The following is a 17,074-nucleotide window of genomic DNA, read 5'->3' as shown; positions in this document are numbered from 1 at the left end:
TGGGACGGAAAGGAATTACGGCTGCGTTGCGGGGCCGAACAGACGTTCGCTGACGCGCTCGCTGCCATTGACCGGCACGGTGGGTTCAGTGAACCAGACCGCCTTGAGGGTGAGCAGGATGGCCAGCTTGATCAGCAGGATGATGCCGATCTCGCGAACCAGCCGGGTTTGCCAGGGGGATTGCGGAGAGGGTTGCGACATGACGGAGCTCCTGAAACGGCTTGCCACCGGGGTACGGCGAACCCTGGCTCGGCGAGTCAGATCCGGGGTTCCGGTTGCAGGCGTTGGCTCGTCCATGCATCGCATCGAAGCAGGTGCACAGGCGAAACGGTATACGGAGCGGATTGTACTCCTGGGGGTATGTGTTGGGGGCGGGCGGGGCATTTGGTCGCAGCGCGACGGCGTGCAGCGCTCTGGTATCTGGCAAGCGGAAAGTAGAAGGCCCCGCATTGACGGGGCCTTCGGTTCACTTCACCAATCGCCAACAGAGTGGATAACGGTAGGCCACCCCGTCGTTGGCCTTGATACCGGCGATGATGGTGACGACCAGCGCAAACACGCCGACCAGCACCATCAGCGGAAAGCCGATCAGAATCCAGGCCAGCAGCCCGCAGATCATGAAGGCCACGCTGACCGTGATCTGGAAATTCAGCGCTTCCTTGCCCTGCTGGTCGACGAAGGGGTCGAGGTCCTTCTTCAGTTGCCAGACGATCAGCGGCCCGATCACGTTGCCGATCATCGGCGCCAGGAACCAGGCGAACGCCGCGTAATGGCAGAGCATCGCCCAGCGGCGGGCGTCCGGGCCGGGTGGCGGAATCAGGGACTGGTCGTCATGCATGATGGCTTACTCGGTTTCCAGGGCGACGCGCTGCAGGGCGAACAGTTCGTGCAGGCCGTCGCGGGCCAGTGCCAGCATGGCGTTCAGTTCCTCGGGCTGGAACGGCTCGCCCTCGGCGGTGCCCTGCACTTCGATGAAGCCGCCGGCGCTGGTCATCACCACGTTGAGGTCGGTCTCGGCGGCGGAATCCTCCAGGTAGTCCAGGTCGAGCACCGGCTCGCCCTGGTAGATACCCACGGAGACGGCGGCGACCATCTGCTTGAGCGGGTCCTGCTTGAGCTGGCCGCGCTTCTTCATGGCGGCCAGGGCGTCGACCAGCGCCACCATGGCGCCGGTGATCGAGGCGGTGCGGGTGCCGCCGTCGGCCTGGATCACGTCGCAGTCGACGTACAGGGTGTTCTCGCCCAGCTTGCCCATGTCCAGCGCCGCGCGCAGCGAGCGACCGATCAGGCGCTGGATCTCCAGGGTGCGACCGCCCTGCTTGCCACGGCTGGCTTCGCGCTGGGTGCGCTCACCGGTCGCACGCGGCAGCATGCCGTACTCGGCGGTCAGCCAGCCCTGGCCCTGGCCCTTGAGGAAGCGCGGCACGCCGCTTTCGACGCTCACCGTACAGATGACCTTGGTGTCGCCGAACTCCACCAGCACCGAGCCCTCGGCGTGCTTGGTGTAGTGGCGGGTGAGGCGAATCGCGCGCAGCTCGGTGGCGGCGCGGCCGCTGGGTCGCTTCATGGGTACGTCCTGCTGGGAATGAAATCAGCCGGCATTATAGGTGTCTGACGCAGCGAAGACAGTCTCGCCGTGGGCGATGTGGTCGCACTGCGCTACAATTCCGCCCCTTTCGCAACCCGACCCCCGAGAGGTAAGCCCATGGTGCACAGCATGACCGCCTTCGCCCGCAGCGAGCGCGCGGGGGCCTATGGCACCCTGAGCTGGGAGCTGCGTTCGGTCAACCACCGCTATCTGGAACCGCATCTGCGCCTGCCGGATGCCTTCCGCGACCTGGAAGGCCCGGTGCGCGAGGCGCTGCGCCAGGGCCTGTCGCGTGGCAAGGTGGAATGCACCCTGCGCTTCACCGAAGCCGGCAGCGGCCAGTCGCTGCAGGTCGACCGCGAGCGCGCCGCGCAGCTGATCACCGCCGCCGAGGAGGTGGCCGCGCTGATTCGCCAGCCCGCCTCGATCAATCCGTTGGAAGTGCTGGGCTGGCCGGGCGTGCTGGTGGGTGACGCCACCGATCCGCAGGCGCTGAATGCCGCCGCGCTGGAGCTGTTCGGCGAGGCACTGGCCCAGCTGCGCGAAGGCCGCGCGCGGGAAGGCGCCGAGCTGGCGCGCCTGCTGGAGGAGCGTCTGGATGCCATCCGCGCCGAAGTCGCCACGCTGCGCGAGCAGGTGCCGCAAATGCTCGGTCTGCAGCGCCAGAAGATCCTCGACCGCTTCGCCGAGCTGAAGCTGGAGGCGGACGGCCAGCGCCTGGAGCAGGAGCTGGTGATGCTGGCGCAGAAGAGTGACGTGGCCGAGGAGCTGGACCGGCTGAACACCCATGTCGGCGAGGTGCGCCGCGTGCTCAGGTCCGGCGGCGCCGCCGGCCGGCGTCTGGACTTCCTGATGCAGGAGCTCAACCGCGAGGCCAACACCCTGGGCTCCAAGGCCTACGACCCGCGCAGCACCCAGGCGGCAGTGAATCTCAAAGTGCTGATTGAACAGATGCGCGAACAAGTGCAGAACATCGAGTAACGAGAACGACATGAGCGCCAGCAGCGGTACCCTCTACATCGTTTCCGCGCCCTCCGGGGCCGGCAAGACCAGCCTGGTCAAGGCCCTGATCGACAGCATGCCGCAGGTGCGCGTGTCGGTTTCGCACACCACCCGCGCCATGCGCCCGGGCGAAGTGGACGGGGTGAACTACCACTTCGTCGAGCGCGAACGCTTCCTGGGCATGCTGGAGCAGGATGAGTTCCTCGAGCATGCCGAGGTGTTCGGCAACCTGTATGGCACCTCGCAGCGCTGGGTCGAACACACCCTGGCCGAGGGCTTCGATCTGATCCTGGAAATCGACTGGCAGGGCGCCCAGCAGGTTCGCCGCCTGATGCCCGACGCCCGTTCCATCTTCATTCTGCCGCCGACCCAGCAGGCCCTGCGCCAGCGCCTGACCAATCGGGGCCAGGACAGCGACGAGGTGATCGAGCGGCGCATGCGTGAGGCGGTCAGCGAGATGAGCCACTACGTCGAATACGACTACCTGGTGATCAACGACGATTTTGCCCACGCGCTGGATGACCTGAAGGCCGTCTTCCGTGCCAACCAGCTGCGCCAGCAGCGCCAGCAGCAACGCCACCTGGCGCTGCTCGACGCGCTGCTGGGCTGACGGGCGTCCGTCGGGCCGGCGCTTGCCGCTGGCCCCGCGCCTTCTTTAGACTACCGGGTCCGCTCGCCCAGCCCGGGCACGGCCCCCACGCTACTCAGAGGAACACCATGGCCCGCGTTACCGTTGAAGACTGCCTGGAAAACGTCGATAACCGCTTCGAACTGGTCATGCTGGCAACCAAGCGCTCCCGTCAGCTGGCTACCGGCGGCAAGGAACCGAAGGTCGCCTGGGAAAACGACAAGCCCACCGTGGTTGCCCTGCGCGAAATCGCCAGCGGCCTGGTGGACTACGACGTCATCGCCCAGGAAGAGCTGATCGAGGAAGAACCGATCTTCGCCGCGTTCGAGGAAGAGGCCAAAGACGAGGCCCTGTAAGATGCGTGCGCGAGGTCGTTCGCAGCCGCTGCTGCCGATGGAGTATGCTGTCGGCAGGAGGTGCCGCCATGGCTGGTAATCTCGACGCCCTCGCTGATCGCATCTCGTCCTATCTGGCGGCGGACCAGGTCAATCTGGTCCGGCGAGCCTACTATTACGCCGAGCAGGCCCACGACGGCCAGCGCCGGCGCAGTGGCGAAGCCTACGTCACCCACCCGCTGGCGGTGGCCAACATCCTGGCCGAAATGCACATGGACCATCAGAGCCTGATGGCCGCCATGCTGCACGACGTGATCGAGGATACCGGCATCGCCAAGGAAGCCATCAGCTCGCAGTTCGGCGAAACCGTCGCCGAGCTGGTGGACGGGGTCAGCAAGCTGACCCAGATGAAGTTCGAGAACAAGGCCGAAGCCCAGGCCGAGAACTTCCAGAAGATGGCCCTGGCCATGGCCCGCGACATCCGCGTCATCCTGGTCAAGTTGGCCGACCGCCTGCACAACATGCGTACCCTGGATGCCATGCCGCCGGAGAAGAGCCGGCGCATCGCCCGTGAAACCCTGGAAATCTACGCGCCCATCGCCAACCGGCTGGGCATGCACAACATGCGCGTGGAATTCGAGGACCTGGGGTTCCGGGCGATGCATCCGATGCGCTGCGAGCGCATTCGCGCGGCGGTGCGCGGTGCGCGCGGCAACCGCAAGGAAATCGTCGCCAAGATCGAGGAGTCGCTCCAGCACTGCCTGGAGCGCGAGGGGCTGCCCGGCCAGGTCAGCGGCCGCGAGAAACACCTGTTCAGCATCTACAAGAAGATGCGCGGCAAGCGCAAGGCGTTCGCCGACATCATGGACGTGTACGCGTTCCGCATCGTGGTCGACAAGGTCGACACCTGCTACCGGGTGCTGGGCGCCGTGCACAGCCTGTACAAGCCGCTGCCCGGGCGCTTCAAGGACTACATCGCGATTCCCAAGGCCAACGGCTACCAGTCGCTGCACACCACGCTGTTCGGCATGCACGGCGTGCCCATCGAGATCCAGATCCGCACCCAGGAAATGGAGGACATGGCCAACAACGGCATCGCCGCGCACTGGCTGTACAAGTCCAGTGGCGACGACTCGCCGCGCAGCAGCCATGCCCGCGCGCGCCAATGGGTCAAGGGCATCCTCGAACTGCAGCAGCGCGCCGGCAATTCGCTGGAATTCATCGAGAGCGTGAAAATCGACCTGTTCCCGGACGAGGTCTACGTGTTCACGCCCAAGGGTCGCATCATGGAGCTGCCGCGCGGCGCCACGGCGGTTGACTTCGCCTACGCGGTGCACACCGACGTGGGCAACACCTGCATTGCCTGCCGCATCAACCGGCGCCTGGCGCCGCTCTCGCAGCCGCTGGAAAGCGGCGAAACGGTGGAGATTGTCACCGCGCCCAGCGCCCGGCCGAATCCGGCCTGGCTGAACTTCGTGGTCAGTGGCAAGGCGCGCACCCACATCCGTCACGCCCTCAAGCAGCGTCGCCATTCGGAGTCGGTCAGCCTCGGCGAGCGGCTGCTGAACAAGGCGCTGGCCAGCTTCGAAACCGATCTGGAGCATATCCCCGCGCAGCGTATCCAGGCGGTGCTGGTGGAGTACAAGCTCAGCGAGTTCGAGGACCTGCTGGAAGATGTCGGCCTCGGCAATCGCATGGCGCTGGTGGTGGCGCGCCAGCTGATGGAAGGCAGCGAGGAAATGGAGCTGGCCGCGCAGGCGCCGGACAGCGAGGGTCCTCTGGCGATCCGCGGTACCGAAGGCCTGGTGCTGAGTTACGCCAAGTGCTGCACGCCGATCCCGGGCGACCCGATCGTTGGCCATCTGTCGGCCGGCAAGGGCATGGTGGTGCACCTGGATGGTTGCCGGAACATCGCCGAAATCCGCACCAATCCCGAGAAGTGTGTGCCCCTGACCTGGTCGCGGGAGGTGAGCGGCGAATTCAATGTCGAGCTGCGCGTCGAGCTGGAACACCAGCGCGGCCTGATCGCTCTGCTGGCCGGTAGCGTCACCGCCGCCGACGCCAACATCGAGAAGATCAGCATGGACGAGCGCGACGGCCGGCTCAGCGTGGTGCAGATGGTGGTCAGCGTCCGCGACCGCGTGCATCTGGCGCGGGTCATCAAGAAGCTGCGTGTGCTGATGGGCGTGTCGCGCATCACCCGCGTGCGCGCCTGACGCCTCAACTTTGTCTTCGTGGCCGCTGATCCTCGGTGGCCGTTTTCTTCAGGGAGCCCTCCATGAGCAAGACCGTGATCAGCACCGATAAGGCGCCCGCCGCCATCGGCACCTATTCCCAGGCCATCAAGGCCGGCAACACCGTGTACCTGTCCGGGCAGATCCCGCTTGATCCGGCCAGCATGCAGCTGGTCGACGGCTTCGAGGCCCAGGCCGTGCGCGTGTTCGAAAACCTCAAGGCGGTGGCCGAAGCGGCCGGCGGTTCGCTGAACGATATCGTCAAGCTGAACATCTACCTGACCGATCTGGGCAACTTCGCCACCGTCAACGAGGTGATGAGCCGCTACTTCCAGCAGCCTTATCCGGCCCGCGCCGCCATCGGCATCAACAGCCTGCCGCGCGGCTCGCTGGTGGAAATGGACGGCGTGATGGTGATTGGCTGATCGGCGCTGTTGCGGCCGCCGAAACGGCGGCTCGGTGGACAAGCAGAACGTTGTCCAGCCTACGATTCCCCATACCCCTCCCGATAGCTCGGATAGCGCGGCGCCCAGCCCAGGCTGCGCGCGCGCGCATTGCTGCAGCGCTTGCTGCCGGCGCGGCGCTGCATCGGCGCGCCGGGCGGCGTCTTGATGTCGAACCGCGCGCGCAGCCACTCCGCCACCTCATGCAGCGGCGCCGGTTCGTCATCCACGCCGAGGTAGATCGTCTCCAGCCGTTCCCCGTGCGCATCAGCCTGCAGCAGGTAGGCCAGCAGCGCGGCGGCATCGTCGCGGTGAATGCGGTTGCTGTACAACGGTGGCTCTGCCGTAGGCGTCAGGCCGGCGCGCAACTGATCGACCAGCCAGCGGCTGGTGCCCTCATACAGGCCGGCCAGGCGCACCACGCTGGCCGGAATGCCGCTGCTCAGCGCCAGCCGCTCGGCCTCCAGCAGGACGCGTCCGGTGAAGCCCTGTGGCTCGCAGGGGGATGCCTCGTCCACCCATTCGCCGCTGTGCTGCCCGTACACCGCCGTGCTGGAGACGAACAGCAGGCGTCGCGGTCGCTGGCCATGCTCCGTCAGCCAGCCCAGCACATGGCGCAAGCCGTCGACATAGGCGGCGCGGTAGGCCGGCTCATCGGAGCGGTCGGCCGCCGCGGCATACAGCAGGTAGTTCGGTGCCTGTGCGGGCCAGCCGGCCGGACACTGCGCCTGGGCCAGATCCCCCGCGAGCGGGTGGATGGACGGCGGCAGTCCTGCGACCTGTCGTCGCAGTCCCTGTACAGACCAGCCCTGGGCGGCGAGCGTGGAGCCGGTACGGCAGCCCAGGTCGCCGCAACCGGCGATCAGAAGGCGGGGAAATTCGGGCATTGGATGAGTCCCATCAAGGCGATGCGATTGTCAGGTGAACGACAATCCACTTTGAATTAACGAGAATTAATTGCAATAATCTCGGCCGTTTTTGCTGCTGCCTCATGGCAGGGTTTCGCTTTCAGTTCAGGTCAGGCCTCATGAACAGAACCGCCACTCGCGCTCAGTCCCTTTTCGCTGCCTTGCTGGTCGGCTGCCTGCTGGTGCCAACCGTGCAGGCACAGACGCCGGCGCCCACTCCCCCGGCCGAGCAAGCGGTCGCCAGCGAAGGGCCCGCCAGCGCCGGCGGGCCGCAAGACAACACGACTCCCGCGAGCCCTGCCGCAGGCGAGGCGACGCCGCCCCAGCCGGTCGAGGTCGAGCATGGCCTCAGCCATGACCTGTCACCCTGGGGCATGTATCAGGCCGCCGACTGGGTGGTCAAGGCGGTGATGATCGGCCTGGTGCTGGCCTCGGTGATGACCTGGACCATCGCGCTGGCCAAGGGGCTGGAGCTTGGCCGTGCCAAGCGGCGTCTGCGCGTGGAGCTGAGCACGCTCAAGACCGCGCGCAACCTGAAGCAGGCTGCAGAGCAGCCGCGCGGCCCGCTCAGTCTCACCGACCAATTGGTCGAGGAGGCGCGCCATGAACTGGAACTGTCCGGCAAGGCCGACAAGGAAGGCATCAAGGAACGTGTGGGCTTTCGCCTCGACCGTCTGGTGGCCGCCAGCGGCCGACAGATGTCGCAGGGTACCGGTGTGCTGGCCTCGGTCGGCTCGGTGTCGCCCTTTGTCGGCCTGTTCGGCACCGTCTGGGGGATCATGAACAGCTTCATCGGCATCGCCAAGAGCCAGACCACCAACCTCGCCGTGGTGGCGCCCGGTATCGCCGAGGCGCTGCTGGCCACCGCCATCGGCCTGGTCGCAGCGATTCCGGCTGTGGTGCTCTACAACATCTTCGCCCGTGCCATTTCCGGTTTCCGGGCACAGCTGGGCGATGCCGCTGCCGAAGTATTGCTGCTGGTCAGTCGTGACCTGGATCACCAGGCCGCCGGCGAGCGCCAGGTGCCCCACGTGGTGAAGGTAGGCTGAGCCATGGGCATGCAGCTGAAGGAAGGTGGCGGCGACGATCTGGCGGAGAACAGCGAGATCAACGTCACCCCGTTCATCGACGTCATGCTTGTGCTGCTGATCATCTTCATGGTGGCGGCGCCCCTGGCCACCGTGGACGTGAAGCTGGACCTGCCGGCCTCCAGCGCCAAACCGGCCAAGCGCCCGGACAAGCCGATCTACCTGAGCATCAAGGAAGACAACAGCCTGTACGTGGGCAACGAGCAGGTGACTCTGGAGCGCCTGGGATCGGTGCTGGACCTGGCCACCGAGGGTGACAAGGGCACCACCATCTTCGTACGCGGCGACACCGCGCTGGAGTACGGCAACCTCATGGAGATCATCGATGGCCTGCGCAGTGCCGGCTATCTGAAGATCGGTCTGGTCGGCCTGGAGACGGTTGGCGCGCAATGAGCGAGTCGCACAGCTTCGACCGCTGGGTTCTCAGCCTGCTGATCGTGCTGCTGGTGCACTTCGGCCTTGCCTTCGCGCTGCTCTGGCAACCCCAGGCGGCGCCGCTGGCCGCCATGCCGGCGCCGGCCATGATGCTGGAGCTGGCGCCGTTGCCCGAGGCGCCCACGCCGAGCCCGCCGCAACCGGAACCCCAGCCGGAACCCGAGCCCGAACCTGAAATCGAGCAGCCCAAGCGCGTCGAGGCGCCGGAGCCGGAAATCGAGCTGCCGCCACCGCCGCCGCCGAAACCCAAGCCCAGGCCGAAGCCGCCCAAGCCGAAGAAGCCCGAGCCGAAGCCGGAACCCAAACCGGAGCCCACGCCTGAACCGAAGCCGGCCGAGGACGTGCCCCCCGCCCAGCCCAGCCAGCAGGCGCGCGCGCCGGAAGCCTCAGCCGCCCAGTCGGCCAGTAGTCAGGTCGCGCAGGGTCAGCCCACCTGGGAAAGCCTGCTGCTCGGGCACCTGAACCGTCACAAGCGCTACCCGCACGATGCGCGCCAGCGCGGTCAGGAAGGCACGGTGAAGGTGCGCATGGTCATCGACGGTCGCGGCCGGGTGCTCGACCACCAGGTGCTTGCCGGTTCCGGCAGCCGTTCGCTGGATCGCGCCACGCTGCAGATGATCCGGCGTGCCCAGCCGCTGCCCGCGCCGCCCGCGGAGTTGCTGAAGAATGGCAGCCTGGAAGTGATCGCGCCGTTCGTCTACTCGCTGGAGCGCGGCTAAGGGTCGCAGTCCATTGGCGGGCGTCTCTTGGTTCCATGCAAGGCAGCCGCTATGCTTGCGGCCAGCCCAATGGAATTCCGCTATGACGCTCACTGAACTGCGCTACATCGTCACCCTCGCCCAGGAGCAGCACTTCGGGCGCGCCGCCGAACGCTGCCACGTCAGCCAGCCGACGCTTTCGGTGGGCGTCAAGAAGCTCGAGGACGAGCTGGGCGTACTGATCTTCGAACGCAGCAAGAGCGCGGTGCGGCTCACGCCGGTGGGCGAGGGCATCGTCGCCCAGGCCCAGAAGGTGCTCGAGCAGGCCCAGGGCATCCGCGAACTGGCCCAGGCCGGCAAGAACCAGTTGGCCGCGCCGCTCAAGGTCGGTGCCATCTATACCGTCGGCCCCTACCTGTTCCCGCACCTGATTCCGCAACTACACCGGGTCGCCCCGGACATGCCGCTGTACATCGAGGAAAACTTCACCCACGTGCTGCGCGACAAGCTGCGCACTGGAGAGCTGGACGCGATCATCATCGCGCTGCCGTTCCAGGAAGCCGATGTGCTGACCAAGCCGCTGTACGACGAGCCTTTCTACGTGCTGATGCCGGCCGCGCATCCCTGGACCGCGCGCGCCACCATCGACGCTGAGCAGCTCAACGACAAGAGTCTGCTGCTGCTGGGCGAGGGGCACTGCTTCCGCGACCAGGTGCTGGAAGCCTGCCCGACCAGCCGCAAGGGCGATGCTGCGCAACACACCACGGTGGAATCCAGCTCGCTGGAGACCATCCGCCACATGGTGGCCTCAGGGCTGGGTGTCTCGGTGCTGCCGTTCTCGGCGGTGGAGAGCCACCACTACGCGCCGGGCGTACTGGAGACCCGGCCGCTGACACCGCCGGTGCCCTTCCGCACCGTGGCCATCGCCTGGCGCGCCAGCTTCCCGCGGCCGAAGGCCATCGAGGTGCTGGCCGATTCCATCCGCCTGTGTTCGGTGGCCCGGCCACAAGCCCTGGGCACCGCCGAACCCGCATGAGCGAACTGGCGCAGGTCCCGGTCACGGCCCTCAAGGGGGTGGGTGCGGCGCTGGCGGAGAAGCTGGCCAAGGTCGGCCTGGAAAATCTCCAGGACGTGCTGTTCCACCTGCCGTTGCGCTACCAGGACCGCACCCGTGTAACACCGATCGGCGCCCTGCGTCCCGGCCAGGATGCGGTGGTCGAGGGCGTGGTGGCCGGCGCGGATGTGGTCATGGGCCGGCGGCGCAGCCTGCTGGTGCGCCTGCAGGATGGCAGCGGCACGCTGAGCCTGCGCTTCTTCCATTTCAGCCAGGCGCAGAAGGACGGCCTCAAACGCGGCACTCCACTGCGCTGTTATGGCGAGGTGCGCCCCGGGGCCACCGGCCTGGAAATCTACCATCCGGAATACCGCGCCATGAGCGGCGCCGAGCCGGCGCCGGTCGAGCAGACGCTTACCCCCATCTATCCAACCACCGAAGGCCTGACCCAGCAGCGCCTGCGTACCCTGAGCGAGCAGGCGTTGGCGCGGCTCGGCCCCAACAGCCTGCCCGACTGGCTGCCGGCGGAGCTGGCCGAGGAATACCGGCTCGGCCCGCTGGCCGAGGCGATCCGCTACCTGCACCGCCCGCCGCCGGATGCCGACCTGCATGAACTGGCCGAGGGCCAGCACTGGGCACAGCAGCGCCTGGCCTTCGAGGAGCTGCTCACCCACCAGCTATCCCTGCAGCGCCTGCGCGAGAGCATTCGCGCCCAACAGGCCCCGGCGCTGCCGCCGGCCACGCGCCTGCCGGAGTTGTATCTGCAGGGTCTGGGTTTCGCGCCCACCGGTGCGCAACGCCGCGTCGGCGCGGAGATCGCCTACGACCTGGCGCAACCTGAACCCATGCTGCGCCTGGTGCAGGGTGACGTCGGCGCCGGCAAGACGGTGGTCGCCGCGCTGGCGGCCCTGCAGGCGCTGGAAGCCGGCTACCAGGTGGCCCTGATGGCGCCCACCGAAATTCTCGCCGAGCAGCACTTTCTCAACTTCAGCCGCTGGTTCGAGCCACTGGGCATCGACGTCGCCTGGCTGGCCGGCAAGCTCAAGGGCAAGGCGCGCGCCGCCGCGCTGGAGCGGATCGCCGGCGGCTGCCCGATGGTGGTTGGCACCCATGCGCTGTTCCAAGACGAGGTACGCTTCGCCAAGCTGGCGCTGGTGATCATCGACGAGCAGCACCGCTTCGGTGTGCAGCAGCGCCTGGCGCTGCGCCAGAAGGGCGTGGATGGCCGGCTGTGTCCGCACCAGCTGATCATGACCGCCACGCCGATCCCGCGCACCCTGGCGATGAGCGCCTACGCCGACCTGGACACCTCGATCCTCGACGAGCTACCGCCCGGCCGCACGCCGGTGAACACCTTGGCCATCGCCGACAGCCGCCGCCCGGAAGTCATCGAGCGGGTGCGCGCGGCCTGCCACGAAGGACGCCAGGCCTACTGGGTGTGCACGCTGATCGAGGAATCCGAGGAACTGACCTGCCAGGCGGCGCAGACCAGCTACGAAGAACTGTCCGCCGCGCTGGGCGAGCTGCGTGTCGGCCTGATCCACGGGCGCATGAAGCCGGCCGAGAAGGCGGCGGTGATGGAGGCGTTCAAGGCGGGTGACCTCCAGTTGCTGGTAGCCACCACGGTGATCGAAGTGGGCGTGGATGTGCCCAACGCCAGCCTGATGATCATCGAGAACCCCGAGCGTCTGGGACTCGCCCAGTTGCACCAGCTGCGCGGTCGCGTCGGTCGGGGCAGTGCAGTCAGCCACTGCGTCCTGCTCTATCATGCGCCGCTATCGCAGCTGGGCCGTGAGCGACTGGCGATCATGCGCGAGACCACCGACGGCTTCCTGATCGCCGAGAAGGATCTGGAGCTGCGCGGTCCCGGCGAGATGCTCGGCACCCGGCAGACCGGCCTGCTGCAGTTCAAGGTTGCCGACCTGATGCGTGACGCCGACCTGTTGCCGGCGGTGCGTGAGGCTGCGCAACAGCTGCTGGCGCGCTGGCCGCAGCATGTGGGCCCCCTGCTGTCGCGCTGGCTGCGGCACGGCCAGCAGTACGGCCAGGTGTGACAATTTTGTGATTGGCCACCCTTGGGAAATCCGAGGCAGCGCCGATATGCCTTGCAAACACCCGTTTCAGACCCGGATGTACCCATGAACGAGTGCACCATCGTCCCGGCCGAACAGCCTTCGACCGCTCCCTTATTGATCCAGCAGCTGCTGCGCCGCCTGGCCGTACCCTTGCGCACCCGACCCGAGGAGCCGGGTATTCCGCCGGCACAGCGTATCCAGGCCGTGCTGCTGGAAGACAACCTGGGCGCCGCCCTGGTGCTGTATCCGCGTAACCAGCTGCTCGATCTCAAGCGCCTGGCCGCCTTCAGCGAGCGGCAACTGGGCCCGGTGCGCCCGGAGCGCCTCAAGCGCATGCTCAGCCGTCATGGCCTGGGCTGCCTGCCGGCGCTGCCGGCGATTACCAGCTCTCCCTGTCTGTACGACGAGCGTCTGCTGGAGCAACCGGTGCTGCTGATCGAGTCGGGCGCCCCGGGGTTGCTGCTGGAGATCGGCCGCGAGCATTTCCAGATGCTGCTGGCCAAGGCGCGTCCCGGCCGCTTCGGTGAACCCCTGGGCAACATCCGCCCGAACCTCGACCGACCGGGCGACGACAGCAGCGAAATCGATCAGGCGGTGAAGACCTTTACCGCCCGCCGCATCCAGCAGCGTCTCGGCGAGACCATGGAGATTCCGCCGCTGACCCGCACCGCGCAGCGCATCATCAAGCTGCGCGCCAACCCGAATGCCACCATCGAAGACATCACCTCGGTGGTGGAAACCGATCCGGCGCTGGCCGCGCAGGTGATGCGCTGGGCGAGCTCGCCGCTGTATGCCGCGCCCGGCAAGGTGCGTTCGGTGGAAGAAGCGATCATCCGTGTGCTCGGCTTCGACCTGGTGATCAACCTGGCGCTCGGCCTGGCCCTGGGGCGCCACCTGAGCCAGCTCAGTGATCCCAACCAGCAGAACACGCCCTACTGGCAGCAGGCGATCTATACCGCCGCGCTGATCGAGGGGCTGACCCGGATGATTCCTGCCGGCCAGCGTCCGGAAACCGGCCTGGCCTATCTCGGCGGGCTACTGCACAACTTCGGCTACCTGCTGCTGGCGCATATCTTCCCGCCGCACTTCAACCTGATCTGCCAGCACCTGGAAACCAACCCGCACCTCTGGCACGGCCACATCGAGCAGCATCTGCTGGGCATTACCCGCGAGCAGATCGGCAGCTGGATGATGCGTAACTGGGAGATGCAGGAAGAGATCTTCACCGCGCTGCGCTTCCAGAACGACCCGGATTACGCCGGGCCGCACTGCGCCTACGCCAATCTGGTGTACCTGGCGGTCAACCTGCTGCGCGGCCAGAAGATCGGCCATGGCCTGGAGCAGCCGATCCCCGAGGCGCTCTATCAGCGCCTGGGCATCACGGCCGAGCAGGCCGAGGATGCCTTGCAGAAGGTGCTGCGCGCCGAAGCGGCGCTGCGCGAAATGGCCAGCCAGTTCCAGCAGTCGCGAGACGACGAGCCGCAGGAGTAGGGCTGCCCCGTAGGGCAGTCAGCGCTGTTCTGGCCGCCGCGGCGCGCCGGGAGAGTGGAAAGGAAGGTGTGTCCGCGTTAGACCGCGGTTCAGTAGCCGGCCAGTGTCGGGATCAGGCCTTCTTCTTCGGCTTCAGGTACTTGGTCAGCCCCTGGAACCACATCACCAGCATCGGATTGCCCTGGATCTGGATGTCCTTGTCCTGGATGCCCTTCATGAAGGCCAGCTGCTTGTTCTTGGCGGTGAGGGTGGCAAAGCCGTAGGCCGCGTCACGAAAGCCCAGGGCGAAGGCCGGCTGAGTGGCGGGTCCGCGTTTGCTGGTGATCCGCTGATCCTTGACGATGAAATGGCGGGCCACCCGGCCATCCAGGGTGTGCAACTGGAACACCAGGTCCTTCTCGGCCAGCTGCTGCTGGAACTCGGGGTTGGTGTGGCTGGCCTTGTTCATCAGGCGGCCCAGCATCCAGAGTAGAAAACGAAATTTCATCGCGGCCTCGAAAGGGGGTAATTGTTGTTAAGCGCGCGATTCTAGCGGCCAAATAACGCCCCAGCAGCCGAACTTGTGTAGAAAAATGCAAACAACGGCCCGCCAGGCAGGCGGGCCGTGTAGCGATCAGTTGATGGCGTCGCGTAGCGACTTTCCGGGTTTGAACGCCACGGTGTTGCTTGCCTTGATCTTCACGGGTTCACCGGTTTGCGGATTCTTGCCGGTGCGGGCGCCCCGGTGGCGTTGCACAAAGGTGCCAAAGCCGACCAGGGTGACGCTTTCCTTGCGGTTCAGCGCATCGGTGATTTCTTCCAGGACGGCGTTGAGCACACGATTGGCCTGCTCGCGGGTGAGATCGGCCTTGTCCGCGATGGCGGCGGCGAGTTCCGGTTTGCGCATAAAGTGATGCCTCTTCGACGGTGTCATTGTTGTTCTTGTTGTTGTGTCCGTGCTGTTCGGGTGAACAGCGCCCCGTGCTGCGGGGGCTCTAGCCCGCGGCAGTCACTTCGAGGATGGCATGTGCCCACGGGCCACGCCAGTCCTCGAACGTCGCCTGAGGTGCCAACCGCTGCCCAGAACCGACGGAACGTCGTGCGGCGCGCCTCAATCGAGCAGCGACGGCAGTTCCCGGTTGAGTGCCAGACGCCCCTGCACGGCCTCTCCACTCAGGCCGTAACCCAGCAGGGTGCCGTCGGCATCGCGACACAGCGCGCGCCAGTCGAGGCCCTCGCCCTCCAGTTGCCACTCGCCGGTGCGGCCCGGGGGCGGCGGCGCCACCACCAGCGGACAAGCCGGGGTCTTGACCGTCACCGGCATGGGGCCGTAGCGCACCTCGCTCGGCTCGCCCGCCAGCGTGCGGGCCAGGGCGCGAGCGCCGGCCATCAGCGGCATCACGTAAAGCAGGTTGAGGCCTTCGACCTCGGCGCAATCGCCCAGCGCATAGATGTGCGGTGCGGAGCTGCGCAGCTGCCGGTCGACACGGATGCCGCGCCCAGTGGCCAGGCCTGCCGCCTGAGCCAGCGCGGTGCGCGGGCGCAGGCCTATCGCCGAAAGCACCAGGTCGCAGTCCAGGCGCGTCCCGTCGGACAGCAGCGCCTGCAGGCCGTCGCCGGCCTGGTTCAGGCTGGCCAGCGTGCGGCCCAGATACAGGCCCACGCCGAGCTGCCGCAGCGCATCGCTCAGGGCGTCGCCCAGCGCCGGTTGCAGCAGTTCCGGCATCGGTTGCTCGGACAGACCGACCAGGCCCACCTGGTAACCACCCAGGCGCAGGTCGTTGGCGAACTCGCAGCCGATCAGTCCGGCGCCGAGGATCAGCACCTTGCGCTTGCCCTCCAGCGCGGCGCGAAAGCGTGCGTAGTCCTCCAGGTCGTTGACGGTGAGAATGCGCCCGGTGGCATCGCCATCCACCGGTACCCGCACGCACTCGGCACCCAGCGCCAGCACCAGGTCGCGGTAGTCGACGGGCTCGGCATCCAGCCACAGGCGGCGGGCCTGCGGGTCGATGGCGGTCACTCGGGTGTGGGTGCGGATCTCGGCATGCAACTGCTCGGCCAGCGCGCCCGGTTCGGCCATCACCAGCGCCTCGGCATCCTGGCCCTTGGCGAAGGCGGTGGAGAGCATCGGCTTGGAATAGGAACGGCCGTCGTCGGCGCTGATCAGCAGCAGCGGGGTCTGCACATCGAGCTTGCGAAACTCCCGGGCCAGGCCGTAGCCGGCCAGCCCGGTGCCGACGATCACCACGGGTTTGGGTTGCGCCATCAGGCCACTTCCATCATCACGAAGTCGCTCTTGCTGACCCCGCAGTCGGGGCAGACCCAATCCTCGGGCACCTGTGCCCAGGGGGTGCCGGGGGCGATGCCGTCTTCGGGCCAGCCCTTGGCTTCGTCATAGATCAGTCCGCATACCGCGCATTGCCAGGTCTTCATCTGCATTGTCTCGCTGGGTTGCCACGAACCGGCACGCTATCCCAAGCACCGCGATGCGCCAAGGGTGGCGGACCCTTTCCTTGGTAGGGTGCGGTAGACTGCCGGCCTTCGTACCCCAACTGCCGATTCCATCGTGTCCGACCTTTCTCCCTGGCTGACCGCCGATCACCTGGCCGCCCCGCTCGATGCCAGCGTGCGGGACTGGCTGTTCGAGCCGGGCTCCCTGACCCTGCGCTTGACCACCCTCGCCGGGGGTGATTTTTCCGTGCGCCCGCTGCTGGAAGGCTGGCACGGGTTGCGCGACGACGAATGCGCCGTGCTGGGCCTGGCGCCCGGCAGCACCGGGTGGCTGCGCGAGGTCTATCTTTGCGGGCACGGCGAGCCCTGGGTGTTCGCCCGCAGCGTGGCCAGCCGCGAGGCACTGCAGGCGCTGGAGCTGGACCTGCAGCACCTGGGCAAGCGCCCGCTGGGCCATCTGCTGTTCAGCGACAAGGCCTTCGGGCGCAGCCCCTTCGAGATCTGCCACTACCCGCCCGCCTGGCTGCCCGCCGAGGCGGCTCAGGCCGGACTCTGGGCGCGGCGCTCCTGCTTCCAGCGCGGTTCGGTCGGCGTGCTGGTCGCCGAGATCTTCCTGCCGCCGCACTGGCGGGCGGTACGCGCCGCCGACGGCAACCCCTAGTCAC

General features: G+C 67.1%; 20 protein-coding genes. 12 read left to right on the top strand and 8 right to left on the bottom strand.

The window, feature by feature from the left end; all coding sequences use genetic code 11:
• Positions 1-15: 15 nt before the first annotated feature.
• From cydP to rph, 3 genes are all read right to left on the bottom strand, one after another.
• Complete coding sequence (cydP, locus tag PT85_RS11880; protein WP_039561288.1) at positions 16-201, bottom strand: cytochrome oxidase putative small subunit CydP; 186 nt, start codon at positions 199-201, stop codon at positions 16-18.
• A gap of 265 nt (positions 202-466) precedes the next feature.
• Positions 467-838 (bottom strand): DUF4870 domain-containing protein, encoded by a 372-nt coding sequence (locus tag PT85_RS11875; RefSeq protein WP_027591306.1) that lies wholly within the window; start codon positions 836-838, stop codon positions 467-469.
• A gap of 6 nt (positions 839-844) precedes the next feature.
• Complete coding sequence (gene rph / locus PT85_RS11870) at positions 845-1,567, bottom strand: ribonuclease PH (protein ID WP_027591305.1); 723 nt, start codon at positions 1,565-1,567, stop codon at positions 845-847.
• Positions 1,568-1,705: 138 nt separating this feature from the next.
• Here rph and PT85_RS11865 point away from each other — a divergent pair, with 138 nt between their 5' ends.
• The 5 genes from PT85_RS11865 to PT85_RS11845 all read left to right on the top strand — a co-directional run bounded on the left by PT85_RS11865 (position 1,706) and on the right by PT85_RS11845 (position 6,212).
• Entirely contained in the window at positions 1,706-2,569 is an 864-nt protein-coding gene (locus PT85_RS11865; protein ID WP_027591304.1) for a YicC/YloC family endoribonuclease, read from the top strand.
• Positions 2,570-2,579: 10 nt separating this feature from the next.
• Complete coding sequence (gmk, locus tag PT85_RS11860) at positions 2,580-3,200, top strand: guanylate kinase (protein WP_027591303.1); 621 nt, start codon at positions 2,580-2,582, stop codon at positions 3,198-3,200.
• A gap of 107 nt (positions 3,201-3,307) precedes the next feature.
• Positions 3,308-3,574 carry a DNA-directed RNA polymerase subunit omega gene (gene rpoZ, locus PT85_RS11855; RefSeq protein ID WP_027591302.1) on the top strand — a complete coding sequence of 89 codons (267 nt, stop codon included), beginning with the start codon at positions 3,308-3,310 and terminating at the stop codon, positions 3,572-3,574.
• 68 nt (positions 3,575-3,642) lie between these two features.
• Entirely contained in the window at positions 3,643-5,769 is a 2,127-nt protein-coding gene (gene spoT, locus PT85_RS11850; RefSeq protein ID WP_027591301.1) for a bifunctional GTP diphosphokinase/guanosine-3',5'-bis pyrophosphate 3'-pyrophosphohydrolase, read from the top strand.
• A gap of 62 nt (positions 5,770-5,831) precedes the next feature.
• A complete protein-coding gene (locus tag PT85_RS11845; RefSeq protein ID WP_027591300.1) occupies positions 5,832-6,212 on the top strand; it encodes a RidA family protein in 381 nt (126 codons plus the stop codon).
• A 59-nt stretch (positions 6,213-6,271) separates the two neighbouring features.
• Here PT85_RS11845 and PT85_RS11840 read toward each other — a convergent pair whose 3' ends face one another.
• Positions 6,272-7,117 carry an NAD-dependent epimerase/dehydratase family protein gene (locus tag PT85_RS11840; protein ID WP_039606729.1) on the bottom strand — a complete coding sequence of 282 codons (846 nt, stop codon included), beginning with the start codon at positions 7,115-7,117 and terminating at the stop codon, positions 6,272-6,274.
• Positions 7,118-7,257: 140 nt separating this feature from the next.
• Between PT85_RS11840 and exbB the strand changes: the two genes are divergently transcribed.
• From exbB to PT85_RS11810, 6 genes are all read left to right on the top strand, one after another.
• Complete coding sequence (gene exbB, locus PT85_RS11835) at positions 7,258-8,187, top strand: tonB-system energizer ExbB (RefSeq protein ID WP_039606728.1); 930 nt, start codon at positions 7,258-7,260, stop codon at positions 8,185-8,187.
• Between the two features lie 3 nt (positions 8,188-8,190).
• On the top strand, positions 8,191-8,619 hold the full coding sequence (exbD, locus tag PT85_RS11830) for a TonB system transport protein ExbD (RefSeq protein WP_027591297.1): 429 nt from the start codon (positions 8,191-8,193) through the stop codon (positions 8,617-8,619).
• Positions 8,616-9,380: an energy transducer TonB gene (locus PT85_RS11825; RefSeq protein WP_039561278.1), complete on the top strand. Its 765-nt coding sequence runs from the start codon at positions 8,616-8,618 to the stop codon at positions 9,378-9,380. The genes exbD and PT85_RS11825 overlap by 4 nt, the downstream gene beginning before the upstream one ends.
• Positions 9,381-9,462: 82 nt before the next feature.
• Positions 9,463-10,395 (top strand): hydrogen peroxide-inducible genes activator, encoded by a 933-nt coding sequence (locus PT85_RS11820; protein ID WP_027588902.1) that lies wholly within the window; start codon positions 9,463-9,465, stop codon positions 10,393-10,395.
• Complete coding sequence (gene recG, locus PT85_RS11815; protein WP_039606727.1) at positions 10,392-12,467, top strand: ATP-dependent DNA helicase RecG; 2,076 nt, start codon at positions 10,392-10,394, stop codon at positions 12,465-12,467. Before PT85_RS11820 ends, recG begins: the two co-directional genes overlap by 4 nt.
• A gap of 84 nt (positions 12,468-12,551) precedes the next feature.
• Positions 12,552-13,979, top strand: coding sequence for an aminoacyl-tRNA deacylase and HDOD domain-containing protein (locus PT85_RS11810; RefSeq protein WP_027588900.1), 1,428 nt, complete (start codon positions 12,552-12,554; stop codon positions 13,977-13,979).
• A 112-nt stretch (positions 13,980-14,091) separates the two neighbouring features.
• On the opposite strand, the gene PT85_RS11805 is transcribed toward PT85_RS11810, so the two are convergent.
• From PT85_RS11805 to PT85_RS11790, 4 genes are all read right to left on the bottom strand, one after another.
• Positions 14,092-14,466: a hypothetical protein gene (locus PT85_RS11805; RefSeq protein ID WP_027588899.1), complete on the bottom strand. Its 375-nt coding sequence runs from the start codon at positions 14,464-14,466 to the stop codon at positions 14,092-14,094.
• A gap of 126 nt (positions 14,467-14,592) precedes the next feature.
• A complete protein-coding gene (locus PT85_RS11800) occupies positions 14,593-14,865 on the bottom strand; it encodes an HU family DNA-binding protein (protein WP_027588898.1) in 273 nt (90 codons plus the stop codon).
• A gap of 204 nt (positions 14,866-15,069) precedes the next feature.
• Positions 15,070-16,224 (bottom strand): NAD(P)/FAD-dependent oxidoreductase, encoded by a 1,155-nt coding sequence (locus tag PT85_RS11795; RefSeq protein WP_039606726.1) that lies wholly within the window; start codon positions 16,222-16,224, stop codon positions 15,070-15,072.
• The gene (locus PT85_RS11790) at positions 16,224-16,391 is read right to left on the bottom strand and encodes a rubredoxin (protein WP_027588896.1); all 168 of its coding nucleotides are present in this window, start codon (positions 16,389-16,391) and stop codon (positions 16,224-16,226) included. Before PT85_RS11790 ends, PT85_RS11795 begins: the two co-directional genes overlap by 1 nt.
• Before the next feature lie 133 nt (positions 16,392-16,524).
• Between PT85_RS11790 and PT85_RS11785 the strand changes: the two genes are divergently transcribed.
• Positions 16,525-17,070 (top strand): chorismate--pyruvate lyase family protein, encoded by a 546-nt coding sequence (locus tag PT85_RS11785; protein WP_039606725.1) that lies wholly within the window; start codon positions 16,525-16,527, stop codon positions 17,068-17,070.
• Positions 17,071-17,074: the final 4 nt, after the last annotated feature.

Source organism: Pseudomonas flexibilis (genome assembly GCF_000806415.1).
Classification (GTDB): Bacteria; Pseudomonadota; Gammaproteobacteria; order Pseudomonadales; family Pseudomonadaceae; genus Serpens; species Serpens flexibilis.
The sequence above is the reverse complement of the archived record's forward strand: the minus strand, read 5'-3'. Positions and strand labels throughout refer to the sequence as shown.

Coding starts and splice junctions, on each gene's coding strand:
- cydP (WP_039561288.1), bottom strand. CDS start 201: ATGTCGCAACCCTCTCCGCAATCCCCCTGGCAAACCCGGCTGGTTCGC.
- PT85_RS11875 (WP_027591306.1), bottom strand. CDS start 838: ATGCATGACGACCAGTCCCTGATTCCGCCACCCGGCCCGGACGCCCGC.
- rph (WP_027591305.1), bottom strand. CDS start 1,567: ATGAAGCGACCCAGCGGCCGCGCCGCCACCGAGCTGCGCGCGATTCGC.
- PT85_RS11865 (WP_027591304.1), top strand. CDS start 1,706: ATGGTGCACAGCATGACCGCCTTCGCCCGCAGCGAGCGCGCGGGGGCC.
- gmk (WP_027591303.1), top strand. CDS start 2,580: ATGAGCGCCAGCAGCGGTACCCTCTACATCGTTTCCGCGCCCTCCGGG.
- rpoZ (WP_027591302.1), top strand. CDS start 3,308: ATGGCCCGCGTTACCGTTGAAGACTGCCTGGAAAACGTCGATAACCGC.
- spoT (WP_027591301.1), top strand. CDS start 3,643: ATGGCTGGTAATCTCGACGCCCTCGCTGATCGCATCTCGTCCTATCTG.
- PT85_RS11845 (WP_027591300.1), top strand. CDS start 5,832: ATGAGCAAGACCGTGATCAGCACCGATAAGGCGCCCGCCGCCATCGGC.
- PT85_RS11840 (WP_039606729.1), bottom strand. CDS start 7,117: ATGCCCGAATTTCCCCGCCTTCTGATCGCCGGTTGCGGCGACCTGGGC.
- exbB (WP_039606728.1), top strand. CDS start 7,258: ATGAACAGAACCGCCACTCGCGCTCAGTCCCTTTTCGCTGCCTTGCTG.
- exbD (WP_027591297.1), top strand. CDS start 8,191: ATGGGCATGCAGCTGAAGGAAGGTGGCGGCGACGATCTGGCGGAGAAC.
- PT85_RS11825 (WP_039561278.1), top strand. CDS start 8,616: ATGAGCGAGTCGCACAGCTTCGACCGCTGGGTTCTCAGCCTGCTGATC.
- PT85_RS11820 (WP_027588902.1), top strand. CDS start 9,463: ATGACGCTCACTGAACTGCGCTACATCGTCACCCTCGCCCAGGAGCAG.
- recG (WP_039606727.1), top strand. CDS start 10,392: ATGAGCGAACTGGCGCAGGTCCCGGTCACGGCCCTCAAGGGGGTGGGT.
- PT85_RS11810 (WP_027588900.1), top strand. CDS start 12,552: ATGAACGAGTGCACCATCGTCCCGGCCGAACAGCCTTCGACCGCTCCC.
- PT85_RS11805 (WP_027588899.1), bottom strand. CDS start 14,466: ATGAAATTTCGTTTTCTACTCTGGATGCTGGGCCGCCTGATGAACAAG.
- PT85_RS11800 (WP_027588898.1), bottom strand. CDS start 14,865: ATGCGCAAACCGGAACTCGCCGCCGCCATCGCGGACAAGGCCGATCTC.
- PT85_RS11795 (WP_039606726.1), bottom strand. CDS start 16,224: ATGGCGCAACCCAAACCCGTGGTGATCGTCGGCACCGGGCTGGCCGGC.
- PT85_RS11790 (WP_027588896.1), bottom strand. CDS start 16,391: ATGAAGACCTGGCAATGCGCGGTATGCGGACTGATCTATGACGAAGCC.